Source organism: Bacillus sp. FSL R5-0286, assembly GCF_038593245.1.
GTDB classification, from domain to species: domain Bacteria; phylum Bacillota; class Bacilli; order Bacillales; family Bacillaceae; genus Bacillus; species Bacillus altitudinis.
Genome location: NZ_CP151977.1, coordinates 396825 through 411429, shown reverse-complemented (window position 1 = coordinate 411429; position 14605 = coordinate 396825). Strand labels below are relative to the sequence as shown.

General features: G+C 45.4%; 2 protein-coding genes. Both read right to left on the bottom strand.

From position 1 onward, the window contains the following. Nucleotides 1–18: 18 nt before the first annotated feature. Nucleotides 19–3852 (bottom strand): amino acid adenylation domain-containing protein, encoded by a 3834-nt coding sequence (locus tag NST24_RS02035; RefSeq protein WP_342462240.1) that lies wholly within the window; start codon nucleotides 3850–3852, stop codon nucleotides 19–21. Between the two features lie 44 nt (nucleotides 3853–3896). Then, entirely contained in the window at nucleotides 3897–14591 is a 10695-nt protein-coding gene (locus NST24_RS02030; protein WP_342462239.1) for an amino acid adenylation domain-containing protein, read from the bottom strand. Nucleotides 14592–14605: the final 14 nt, after the last annotated feature.

Genomic DNA, 14605 nt, shown 5'->3' with positions numbered 1-14605 from the left:
TCCTGCCTAATCTAAAGTTTACAAGACTCGTTCTCTATTTGTTTGATTGACAATATGTTTGATCAGCTTTGCATTTTGAGCTGCACATTCTTTATGTTTGAACATATCAGCATGCCGGCCATAGCCTTGGTATTGGGTAAAAGATCCGGTCGTTGCCTGTGTCCACTCTTCCATCCAGTCCGGGATCGCTATTTGTTCTTCAGATTGGATGAACGTAATATCTGCCTGTATTTTGCCTTGATTCACCCCCTTAACAAACGTTTCATAGTAGGCGCGCGTCTTTTGGGCAAGCGCTTCTTGAACGATCTCCCCTTGAGCAAGTTCGCTTTGTTTCGTTTGATGAACAATCGCTTCAATATCATCATCAATGGATCGCCCTTCTAAATCACTTTCTCCAATTTTCTTATAGGAATCGATCATGATGACTTTCTCGACTGTCCGTCCTCCTTGTTCAAGCGCTTGAACAAGCTCAAAGGCGAGGTAACATCCGCCTGAGTACCCCATCAACGTCAGCGGCCCCTTTGGCTGAAGGTGCTGAATATGCTGAACGTACTGCGCCATTCGGTTATTCGTTTCAATAAAATCAAAGGCGATCAACCGGACATCATCAAGCGTTTTTGCTGCTTCCTGATAGATAAAGCCGTAGCCTGGTAATGGCGGAAGAGCAAAGACTGTTGATGTTTGAGATTCATTGAATACAAGATAGCCAGCGGTTTCCCCGTCCTGATGCTGAATATAATGACTAAGCGCTTCAATCGTCGGGGTCTCAAACAACAAATGGATTGGCACCTGAACCTCAAACTCTTTTGATACTTTGGACAAAAGAGACATCGCTTTTAAAGAATGTCCGCCAAGCTCAAAGAAATGGTCATCTGTGCTAATATCCTCTCGTTCAAGTACTTCCCGCCACATCACCAACAGCTTTTGTTCCACTTCATTTGCGGGCAGTTTCACACGGCGGTTTCCTTGCGGTGCCTCTGGTTTTGGTAGCTGGCGTTTATCAACCTTCCCGTTTGGCGTAAGTGGGAGGTTCTCCAGTTCAATCAGCTCATGAGGCAGCATATAAGCTGGAAGACGCTCTTTCAGCCTTGATTTGATGTCATCGAGTTTGCCTTTCCATGCATCATCACACGTGATATAGGCAAGCAGCCTTGTATGATTGGTTTCATCATGATCCGCTAGGAGTACAGCTTGTTTTACACCTGGGTGCATGAGAAGGTTGGCTTCAATTTCGGTCAGTTCAATTCGGTGTCCTCGAATTTTTACCTGATCATCAACTCTGCCTGCATACTCAATCAGACCGTCTTCTCGAAAGTAAGCTAAATCCCCTGTGCGATACAGGCGCTCACCCGAAGCGAAAGGATGAGGAATAAACACTTGTTTTGTCAGATCAGGACGATTCAAATATCCTTTTGCCAGTCCTTTGCCGCTCAGACAAAGCTCTCCAACCATTCCAATCGGCTGAAGCTGCCTGTGCTCACTTAATATATAAGCGCCCGTCTGGTTGAGCGGCTTCCCAATTGGAATAGAATGTGCCTCTAAAGGGATCGCTTCATCTATCGGATAATATGTGGCAAAAACCGTTGATTCGGTTGGTCCGTATACATTCAACAATCTGCCTTTTCCCATCACATCAAAGGCTTTTCTCACATGCTGAACCGATGCCCTCTCTCCTCCAAACAGTACCTTACGCACACTGCGCATCCAGTCTGTTCCTTCATCAACGAGAAGATGGAATAAAGCCGTTGGAACAAACATGACAGAAATATGCTCTCCTTTTATCAGCTCAGTGAGCTTCCCCATATCTAAAATGGTTTCTTTTTGCGGCAGGACAAGCTTTGCTCCGTTTAAAAGCGCACCATATACATCAAATGTAAAGCCATCAAATACGCTATTTGATAACGACAGCAATGTATCTGTTTCTAAAATGGTTAAATAATTCGTATTTTTGACCACCCGGGCAATATTGGAATGGGTCGTCATGATGCCTTTTGGCTGTCCGGTTGTTCCAGATGTATACATGATGTATGCCGTATCATCTAAACCAGCTTCAAGTGGCAGATTCTCTGAGCTCATCAGTAAAATTTCTTGATCATCTGCAAAAAGATACGTGCCATCAAATGCGAGTGACCTCGTCTGACTGATAAAGGATGAATGAGTCAGAAGATGCGTCGCTCCACTGTCTTTCAGCATATATTGGATACGGCTTTCTGGATAATCTGGATCAATCGGCACATAGGTGGCACCTGCTTTTAAGACAGCGAGTAAGCTGACAATGAGTTCAGGTGTCCTTTCTGCTAAAATGGCGGTCACCGTTTGATGATTGACCCCATTTTTTTGCAAATGCCTTGCCAGTCGATTGGCTTGTTCGTTCAGCTCCGCATATGTCATCGTGTGATCACCTGCTGATAATGCCACTGCATTCGGCTGTTTTCGAACATTATGTTCAAACCACTTTGTCAAATAAAGCTGATCATGCTCCAGCTCAGGTGCATTCCATTCCTCTAACATTCGCTGCTTTTCCTGCTTAGTCACAAGTGTCAGTGTATGAACTGACTGATCTGGATGTTTGATGGTCCCTTTGATCAAAAGGGTCAGCTGATCCTTTAATTTATGGACAAATGCAGGATCAAATGCACGCTGATTAAAGGCCAGCTTCAGCTGCAATTGTTCCCCAGGTGATGCAAGTAAATTGAGATCATAGTTCGATTTTTCATAGACATTCATGTCTTCTACTGTAAAGCCAAGCAGTGACTCCTGCTCGTCTTTCTTTGCAGCAGGGACGTTCTCAAACACCACAATATGATCAATGAGCTGCTGCTGACCTGCTTTAGCCTGAATATCATAAATCGGGATATATTGGTGCGGTTCAGCCGCTAAAGACTGCTGCTGCGTCTCTGATAATAGAGAACGGAACGTCATTTGGTCTGTCAGCTGAATTCGTCTTGGAATGACATTGATGAACAATCCCACCATTCGGTCCACACCAGCCAAATCTGCCGGACGTCCTGACACAACCGTTCCAAACAACACATCGTTTGAGCGCTGATACCTGCTGAGTAAGATAGACCAAACCGATTGAAGCGCACTGCTTAACGTGGCATTCTGCTGCAAGGCTAACTCTGATAAAGCAGCTGTTTCTTCTTTACTCATAGCCCATTCGATTTCGCCTAATTCATGCTCATTTGTTTGCTTTCGCTGTTCTTTAAAAGTCGATTGCCCCTCAAAGCCCGCCAAAGATTGCGTCCAATATTCAAGTGAGGCTTGTTTATCTTGTTTTTCCAGCCATTGAATATATTCTTTATATGGCTTGACTGGCTCCAGCCTGTAAGGGATGTCATGCAAAAGTGCATGATAAATCGCAAACAATTCCTGTACAACTAGGCCAAAACACCAGCCATCTAGAAGGATATGGTGATAGCTCCATATCCAGCGATAGCTTGAAGGACCCGTTTGAAAAACAGAGGCCCGCATGAGCAGATCCTTCGAGAGATCAAATCCTCTCAGCTGATCCTTTTGTTTAAAACGATCGATACGTTCAAGCTGTTCACTTTCAGAAAGATCCTGTATGTCCACAATATCAAGCTGGAAAGGTCGATTCTTTAATACAACTTGGACAGGACGCTTCACTTTTTCGTGGAGGAACACGGTACGAAAAATATCGTACCGTTCCACGATGATATTCATGCTTTTCTCAAGCAGATCAGACCGAAGTGTCCCCTTCACGTTCATATCCATTTGTTCTACATAAAAGCCTTTTTCTTGATGATGGAGGGTATGAAACAGCATTCCTTCTTGCATCGGTGACAGATAGTACATATCTTGAACTTGATCCCTTTTAAATTGACTCATCTATTTCATTCCTCCTTTCCTTTTTCATGACTGATCTAGTGGTGTTAGGTCAATTTCTCCTCGAGCATGTCAAAGATATCGTCCATTTCATCCATTTCAAGGTCTGCAGCCGAGAAATCACTTGGCGTAAATTCTCGCTCTTGATGCGCTAAGCAATGAGTGATGATGGATCTGATTTTCTCCTTCAACAATGCGATGAACTGCTGTATCGTTTGTTCTTCATATTCACTTGCACAATATGAGCACGACAGAATGAATTGATTGTGCTGAACAAGACCGCTGAGGTTCAGCTTATAAACAGCTTCTGATTCAGGGCTTGCTTGACGGCCCATATCATAGGTTGAAGGTCCAAAGAGTTCTGTCGTCACTTCCTGATCTATCTGCCCGAGATAGTTCAAGCTGATTTCAGGCTGCACGTGTTTAACTGACGGTTCGGATGGTGTCATGTATCTTAAAATACCGTAACCAATCCCTTTATTCGGTACACGCCGCAGCATCTCTTTCGTTCCTTTGATAGCGTCTGCAATGGTCTGATTCGGTTTCGCTTCAAGAACGACTGGATACATGCTCGTAAACCAGCCAACTGTGCGGGATATATCTAATCCTGATAAAATGTCCTCTCTTCCATGACCTTCAAGCTGTACATGTACATGAGATTGACCTGTCCATTCCTGAACGGCCAGCCCGAGCGCACATAGAAGAATATCATTCATTTCTGTTGTGTACGGAAGATGGATATTCGTTAACAGATGCTCGGTTTCTGCTTCTGTCAACTGCATTTTGACCGCTTTCGTATCCGCGACTTTTCTTTCTTTTACTTCATGGTCAACAGGTAAAGTCGTAAACGGTCTATTTTCAATCGCTGCCCAATACTCCTTCTGGTTTTTTAGCAGCTGTGACTGCGCGTATCGTTCAACCGCTTCTGCCCATTCTTTGAAAGAGTGCGTTTTTGGCGGCAGAACCATCGTTTCTCCTTTTTCTTCCTGATGATAAAGAGACATAAAGTCTTCTAGTAAAATCCGGCAAGAAACGCCGTCAATCACAAGATGATGGGTGATGATGAGTAAGTGATCACCGTTTTCTGTATGGAAACAAATCACTTTCATCAATGGACCTTTTTCAAGATTCAGTTGACGCTGATACTCATTGGCGTATGTGGAAATCGCCTGTTTCACATCTTGCGCTTTTGAAACATCACAAGAAATAATTGAAAATGGTTCTGTCAGCTCCCGCTGATTGTATTGCAGATTGTCATCATGCTCCTGTCTGAACACCATGCGCAGTGCATCATGATGTGAGAGCAGTCTTTGTAGAACTTGTTCTGTGACAGCCAAGTCAAACCCTTTTGGCGCATGAAGCATCATTGAGAGATTCCAGTGGTGCTGGTGATCAAAGTTACGTTCAAAGAACCAGCGCTGAATCGGTGTTAAAATGACTTCCCCTTCGACAGGTGATTGATCAGCTGTGAGAAGATCCGCTTCTTCGATATATGGGCGAAGCTCCGCAATCGTTGGATATTGGAAAAGCAGTTTCATATCGAGCTTCCAGCCTTCTTGCGTGAGTCTGCTTGCCATTTGGATGCCTTTAATCGAATCTCCGCCAAAGAAGAAGAAATGGTCGTGAATACCAACTTGGCTGACGCCAAGCACATCTTTCCAAATACCGCAAAGCAGTGCTTCCACTTCATCTCTTGGGGCTTCATATGCTGTTTGATTCGCTTCCATATCAGGTGCTGGCAGTGCTTTGAGATCCACTTTGCCATTTGCCGTCATCGGCAGTTGGTCTAGCTTGATGATCCATGATGGCACCATATATTCAGGCAAGGTGCGCTTTAAGCTTTCTTTCAAAGTGGCCCCTTCTTCATCTGTGATGGCGTAAGCGACAAGAGCGTCTTGATCACTTGCGTCTTTGACCGTTGTCACGACGGCTTCTTTCACTTCATTTAGCGCAAGGAGCTGTGCTTCAATTTCTGATAGCTCAATCCGGAATCCGCGGATGTTCACTTGATGGTCTTTTCTACCGAGATAGATCAGTTCGCCATCCTCTGTCCACTTCACCAAATCACCTGTACGGTACATACGCTCTCCTGGATAAAACGGATCTGGGACAAACCGTTTGTCCGTTTCCTCTGGGAGATTCCAGTAGCCTCTTGCCAGTCCTTTCCCCGCAATCACGAGCTCACCCGGTACGCCTTGCGGCGAGAGGTCATATAACGAACCCATAATGTAAAAACGAGTATTGGCAATCGCTGTTCCGATAGGAAGCGTGCCTTGATCTGGATCAATGATCCCGCTTGTCGCCACGACCGTATTTTCTGTTGGGCCGTAGTTATTGACGAGTTTGTATGGAACGGGCTTCACCTGTTTCAGCTTGTCCCCGCCTGTCAGTAAGTAACGGAGAGAATGATTGTCCATCGACATAAACTGCTCACATAGCTGTGTTGGCAGGAACGCGATGGTGATGCCTTCGTCATTGAAATACGTATTGAGCTTGATCATATCGAGGCGAATCGCTTCGTCGATGATATGGAGCTCTGCGCCGGCCATCCACGTCGGGAACATCTCCCAAATGGAGGCATCAAAGCCAAAGCCGGCATATTTGGCGGTTCGGTCTTGTTTCGTCACCTGGAAAGCATCATTGTGCCAAAAAGCAAGATTGACAAGGGACTGGTGCTCGACCATGACACCCTTCGGCTGTCCAGTCGTTCCAGATGTGTAAATCATATAGGCGAGATCCGTTGGTTTGATAGGAACCTGAATCTCGTGTGCTTCTCCTTCTACTGCCTCTTCTATGAAGAGGGTATGACCTGTGAAAGAAGGTGGTGCAGTGAGCCCTTTCTGAATCAGAAGGACCTCTGCCCCGCCATCTTCCAGCATGTAGGCAATGCGCTGCGCTGGATAATCGGCATCAATCGGCACAAATGCCGCACCTGCCTTGAGAACTCCGAGAACAGCGGCTGTCATCTCGAGTGATGGACGCGTGAGAATGCCGATGCGGTCTCCCGGTTTTGTGCCACTGGACATAAGTCTTGCGGCGACTGTATTCGCCCGGTTGTTCAGTTCTTCATACGTCCAGCTTGTGCCGCAGAAAGTTGCGGCTTTTTGATCAGGTACTTCTTGTGACTTTGTCTCAATCAATGCATGAACCGTTTGATCTGTCGGGACATTTAGATAAGGGCCGGACCAATCATCAAGCAGATGTCGCTCTTCTTCTTTTGTTAAGATGGAGATGGTCGAGATCGACTGATTCAATTTCGCAAGCATTTCGTCTATGATTCGCTCAAAATATTGACTCCATCGCTGAATGGTACTCTTTTTAAATAGTGCCGCTGCATATTCAAAGCGCAAGCCCACTTGATCTTGTTCCTCAAAGACACCGAGCGTTAAATCAAATTTTGCCTGAACGGCTTCTTGCTGTTTGTGCGACAGCGTAAGTCCATTCAAATCCGGTAACGTCAGATCACGCTCATCCGTTGTCATCATGACACTAAACAACGGGTTGCGGCTCGTGTCTTTCGGAAGGTCTAACTGCGCGACCAAATCCTCAAATGGGAATCCTTGATGTTCATAAGCTGATAGATTGTGATCTCTTATTTTTTCTAGCAGATGCTCTGCAGTTTCTTCTAACTGAACGTCATGTCGAAGGGCCAGTGTATTCACAAACATGCCCGGAATCCGTTCGATTGACGCATGTGTACGTCCAGCCGTTACAGCCCCTATGACGATGTCATGCTGCCCAGTCAATTTATGAAGGAGAATGGCAAAGGCCGTTTGCATCACCATGTTCAAACTCACATTTTTTTCAGCCATGAACGCTTTGATATGCTGCGCCTTTTCAGCAGACAGCCATCTATCAACCCGATCTCCTGCAAATGACTGCACACTAGGCCGAGGGAAATCAAGCGGAAGTGCCAAGTCTTCTGGCGGCTGTGCATATTGCTCCAGCCAATACTGCCGCTGTTTTTCAAGTGCTGCTTGCTGCTCTTCCTCTTGCTGCCATACCGCATAATCCTTGTAGTGCAACTGAACTGGCGATAACGTCTTATGCTCATACAACTCCGCTAATTCTTGAATAAGTAGCCTGCGTGTCACTCCGTCTGCGATGATATGGTGCATATCCATCATGAACACATATTTGTCATCAGACAGCTTTGCCACTTTTGCTCTCATTAGAGGTGCTTGATGTAATGAGAATGGTGTCATGAAGTTGTCTACGACGGATTGTACCTGATCGCTTTCTACTTCAACCATCTGTAACGTAAACGGCACACGGCGATAGATTTTTTGGACGGGACTGCCATCAATTTCAACAAAAGCTGTCCGCAATGACTCATGTCTATCAATTAAAGCTTGAATCGCTCCTTCTAGCTGCTTCAGATCAAGGTTTCCTTCCATCATGAAAACGGCTGGCATATGGTAGGTGACGGATTCTGGATGCAACTGCTGTAATACGTACATTCGCTTTTGTGCGGAAGAGACTGGATAGAAATCTTGCTTTTCCGCTGGCTGAATGGATGTGACGAGCGAAGCATCAGCTTCTTCCAAATAGGCAGCTATCGCCCGTATCGTTGGCTTTTCAAAAAGAACCTTGAGTGGAACATGCTGATTCAGTTTGGCTTGCATTTTCGAAATGAGCACCATGCCTTTCAGAGAATGCCCGCCTAATTCAAAGAAATGGTCATCAATGCCGACTTTTTCAATCTCAAGAACATCTGACCAAATATCACAAAGCGTCTGCTCAAACGCCGTTTCAGGTGCTGCGTGTGCCGTGCGGTTCATATGTGCCTCATGAGGAAGCGGCAGAGATTTTGCATCTACTTTTCCGTTTTGTGTCAGCGGCATATGATCCACTTTGACAAAATAAGTAGGAATCATGTAATCCGGCAGCGTCTCTGAAAGCTTTTCTCTAAATGTCAGCGTTCCAATGTGATCAGGTGCTGTATAATATAACGCCAGCTCCGGTAAACGAGTTGTGGTGATCACTTTGACATATACTTTTTGAATGGAAGAAAGGGCACGTGCGGCATGCTCAATTTCTTGTTTCTCAATTCGATAGCCGCGAATTTTCACTTGATCATCTACTCTTCCAAGGAATTCAATCTCTCCATTTGTATGCTGTCTAACCAAATCTCCCGTTCGATACATCCGCTCTTGAGGGAAATAAGGATTTTCAAGAAAACGCTCTGCTGTTAATTCAGGCTGATTCAAATAACCTCTTGAAACACCATCACCTGAAATATAAAGCTCCCCCGGTGCACCATAAGGAACAAGGCGCTGCTCGCGATTGCATACGAGCGCTCTTGTATGAGCAATAGGCTTTCCGATGATAGAACGCTCCTTTAAAGCGTCCAGCTCATGCGGTGTCATTAGCTTGCTCACTGTACCAATCGTTGTTTCTGTCGGACCGTAATGGTTCATCACTGCCACGCATGGATGCTGCTTCATAAATGTCGCAACATCTTCAGAGACAATCGGTTCTCCTCCCAATACCACAAGCCGTAAAGCGTCAAATGTATGACCCTTCGAATCTGCCATCATATGAAATAAGGATGGTGTCATTTTGATATAAGTCAGCTCTTGTTCATCAATAAAACGCATGAGACGTACAGGGTCTGTATACACGTCTTCATGAGGAATATAGAGTGTCCCGCCTGCTTTTAGAACCGGGAAAATGCTTGTGTAACCAAGGTCGTATGCATAAGAAGACAGGAGTGCCGTTCGATCACATTCTTGTAAAGTCACTTCATGTGTCAACCAATTGACGTAGTGTGATAGATTACGATGCGTGAGCTGTACACCTTTTGGCTTCCCTGTTGTTCCAGATGTGTAAATCACATAAGCCAGTTGATCAACCGATACGTCTGGCAGGTCTAGAGAATCGTTTCGTTGGACGGCTTTCTCCACATGTACGACCTGAATCGACTTGAGATGCTGATACGAATCGCCAAGAGACTCATTTGCCACGATGACTTTTGCCCCTGAATCTTTTAATGTGTAACGAATACGTTCCGCAGGAAAAGCTGGATCAATTGGTACAAATGCACCGCCTGCTTTCATTACACCTAGCATGGAGACAATGACATAGACAGAGCGATCAACAATAAGTGCGACTGTGCTTTCTTTCTCTACGCCTTGCATCTTCAGCTCACTGCAAAGAGCATTGGACATGTGATCTAGTTCACGGTAGGTCAGCTTCCTTTCACCATCCATCACCGCAATGGCATCAGGCGTTTCCATGGCTTGACGTGAAAATTGCACATGGTACGGCTCATGATGACCTGTTTGTTCTCCATCCCTTTTCTCCAGCCGCTCCATTTGCTCATGCTGATCCAAGAGGTTGAACAAGCCAATTTGTTCATTCGGATGCTGGACCGCCTCACGAATAATCGCAAGAAGATGTGTTCCGAACCGGCGGATGGTTTCCTCTTTAAATAATGCCGTTGCATAGTCTAGGCTTAGTTTTATTTCTCCCTCACGTTCAAATGCTTCTAGAGACAGATCAAATTTGACGGATCGGTGCTGCATCGCATAAGGCGAAATGTTCAGATCGCCGAGCTTTAGTGCAGGAACATCCATGTTCTGCATATTAAACGAAACACTAAAGAGCGGGCTTCGGGTTGTATCACGATCAAGCGGTAGACGCGCGATTAACTCTTCGAGCGGATAGCTTTGATGTGCAAAAGCATCTACACTCGTTTCTTTTATTTCTTCAAGCAGCTGTAAAAATGACTTTGTTTGTTCCGGTTTTCCGCGCATCGCAATGGTATTGATGAACATCCCTGGCATGTCCTGAATATCTGGATGTGTTCGCCCCGCAACAGGAGATCCGACAATGATATCTTCCTGTCCGCTGTAGGATGCGAGCAGCACTTGAAATGCAGATAACAAGAACATGTACAGCGTCGTATCTGTTTTCTTGAGCAGCTCATGAATACGCTGAGTTGTCGCTTGATCACAGCCAAACATCACCCGTTCTCCAGAAAAATCACGTTCCACTGGACGCGGAAAGTCTGTCGGCAAATCTAAAACCGGTACATCTCCTTGGAATTGTTTCAGCCAATACACTTCATGTGCACGCTGTTTCTCTGTTTCTTCTTCACTTAACTGCCAGACAGCGTAATCTTTATAATGAATGGCTCTTTCTGCAAGTGCCTCTCCATCATAGGCTTTCGCCAAATCCTGAATGAACGTCTTCATGGAACTGCCATCTGTAATCAGGTGATGTGCTTCCAGAACTAATAGATGACGGTCGTCACTCACTTTGAGCAGCTGTGCCCGCAGGAGGGGAGCGGCTGTCAAATCAAACGGCGCCTGACGTTCAGCAAGAAATGCCTCGGCCTCTTCTTCCTTTACATCATGGATGGGGAGGTCAAATGCCGATCGTTCATGTACCCTTTGGACGATGTTCTCGCCTTTCATATGAAAACTCGTTCTTAAAATTTCATGCGTTTGAATCAATTCATCAAATGCTGAGGTGAGCCGCTGATGATCGAGCGTACCTTCAAGCGTTAAGACGATCGGAATATGATAGTTCGTACTCTTAGGTTCAAGTGTTTGTAAAATGTATAAGCGCCGCTGAGCTGGTGACACTGGATAGTCCTCCGCCTTCGCTGCGGGTAAGATCGGATGTCCTTGTTCTTCTTGACCGTCCTGGTCAATGTATGACGCAAGCGATCGAACTGTTGGCTTTTCGAATATCACTTGAATCGGAACTTCCTTTTGGAACACTTCTTGGATTTTGACTGACATCATCATTGCTTTGAGTGAATGTCCGCCAGTCATGAAGAAATGCTCATCTATTCCCACCGCTTTCCCAAGCAGTTCCTCCCAAATTTGAGCAAGCGCCTTTTCCGTCTCGGTTTCAGGTGGAATGATCCTGATTTTTTCACGATCAGCTTCGTCAGGCGTTGGTAAAGCTTTTCGATCGACCTTTCCGTTTGTGGTAAGCGGAAAAGCATCTAGCTCCATGACGTGATGAGGTACCATATATGCTGGCAGTGCTTGATTAAATAGAGCCCGCACTTCTTCTTCCGTGATCGTTCCCGTATAGTAAGCGGTCATTTCTTTTTCATCTGAAGGAGACTCATGGATGAGCACAACCGCATCATCGATCCCCGTCTCTTGTTGAAGAATCGTTTCAATTTCACCGAGCTCAATACGGAAACCACGGATTTTCACTTGATCATCTGTCCGTCCGAGGAATTCGATTTGACCATTTGAACCGTACCTAGCCAAATCTCCTGTTCGATACAAACGCCCTTCTGCCTTGAAAGGATCAGCGATAAATGCTTGCTTTGTTAATTCTGGACGATGGAGATATCCTCTTGAGACACCGTCTCCGCCAACATACAGCTCTCCTGACGCGCCAATTGGCTGAAGTCTTTGATTGTCATCTAAAATGTAAGCGGACGAATGATTGATCGGCTGACCAATTGGAATCGTGCCCGTTTCATCCCCTCTCACCTCATAAATGGTCGAGATGGTGGTGTTTTCTGTGGGGCCGTACGCATTCAGTAAAACAAGTGATGGATGATTCTTCTTCACAAGCTCTGCACTTTTCACATTGATCACATCACCGCCTGTGATCAATTTGGACAATCCCTTAAACATATGCGGCCGCTGCTGAGCGAGTTGATTAAACAAACCTGTCGTTAAAAAGAGCGCCGAGATTTGATTCGTTTGGATAAAGCGTTCAAACCGGTTGATGTCCAATAACGTGTCACGGTCAACAGGATAAAGCGTTGCACCGTTCAGCAGTGTGGTGAAAATTTCAAAGGTAATGGCATCAAAGCTGACTGCTCCTGTATGTGCCATACGATCCGACTTGTTCAAGCCCAGTGTCTCCTGAGAACATGCCAATCTGACAATATGCTGATGCTCAATTTGAACACCTTTTGGCTGGCCTGTTGACCCCGACGTGTACATGATATACGCCAATTGCGAAGGAGAGGTCTCGACTTCGAATGGTCCGTTGGAATGATTCGATATGTCCGACACACGAACGGCTTGGATACTTTCATGAACTGGCGGCTGGCTGTCCGCATAGAGCAAAACGGATGCGCCGCTGTCTTCAAGCATAAAGCGGATTCTCTCCTCTGGCTGGGCTGGATCAATTGGTACATAAGCAGCCCCTGCTTGAAGAATCGCTAAAATGGCGATCACTGCTTCAGCAGATCGATTCATATACACTGCGACGGCATCTTCTTGTTTCACTCCGCTATCAATCAAATATCCCGCAACACGATGGATTTCTTGGCCGAGTTCTTCATAGGTGAATGCCCGCTCTCTTTCGACTAACGCCAGATGGTCTGGCTGTGTTTGAATGCGTTCTTTAAGAAGCTCAGGAATAGACAGATGCTTTGGATAATCTCGTTCTGTCTTGTTCCATGCTTCAATCTGCTGTTTTTCTTCTTCAGTGATACACGTCACGTCATGAAGGCGAACTTCCGGATTCTCGATGATCTGCTTCATGAGGTTGGTCAGGTGTTTCGATATTTTTTCAATGACCTCTTCTTCAAAAGCCACCGCATTGTATTTGATTTTCAATGTCCATGTTTCACCTGGATATACGAGGACATTTAGATCGAAATTCGTTTGTTCAAATCCGTCTTTTACATCAATGGAAAACCCTAGACGTTCCGACATGGTGTCACCAGATAGCTCTTGATCTAAAGGATAGTTCTCAAACCCGACCAAGTGATCGAAGAGTTGTCCTCCTGCAGCTGTCTGTTGCTGAATGTCATAAAGCGGCATAAAATCATAGTTTTCCGCTTCCAGCGCATGCTGCTGAACTTTTTGAAACAGCTGTTTGAAGGTGTCTTCCTGATTCATTTCTACCCTGACCGGTATTGTATTGATAAAAAGTCCTGCCATCTGTTCTATCCCAGCCACACTTGGCGGCCTGCCAGATACGACTGTTCCGAAAGTGACATCATGTGCCGCATGGTAAGTGCCTAAAAGAACCGACCAAACAGCCTGGAATAGATTTGGTGCTGTCACTTGGCAATTCCTTGCGATCTCTTGAATGGTGCTGACCATTTCAGCATCCCATGTGAACGTCCATTCCTGATGGTCATATTGTCCGTTCGCTTCTTTTTGCTGCAAAAGCCCTTGATGCTGAATCGCACCATCTAAGCGATCCTTCCAATAGCCTTCCGCTGCTTGTTGATTTTGCTTGCCAAGCCACTGAATATAATCTGCATAAGGTTTTCCTTGTGAGCGATCCGGCGTTTTGCCGTTCCGATAAGATTCGTAGTAATGAAACAATTTTTTCATCAAAACTCCCATGGACCAACCATCCATGATGATGTGATGGTTGCTCCAAATGAGATGCCAGTTTGTTTCATTCAGTTGAAAAACAGCGACCTTCAATAACAAATCATTCGTTAAATGGAAGCCTTGCTTTCTCACTTGCTTTTTATATTGATCTAGTACCTTTTGCTGTTCCTGATGATTCAGGTGAGATAGATTCTCTCTATACACATCTAGATTGCGCTCTGCCAGTACAACCTGACGCGGCTTCTGTAATTGCTGATAGACAAAGGCTGTACGGAGAATGTCATATGTGCCGATGAGCTCATTGAGACTTTTTTCAAAAAGATCGAGATCAAACTCCCCTCTTATTCCAAGCTCCAGCTGTGTGAAATAAGAGGACGAATTAGGGTCTAGCATGGCATGATATAACATACCTTCTTGCATTGGTGTTAAAGGATATACCTTTTGAATCTTCTGTTTGCTCATAGTCCACCTCTTCG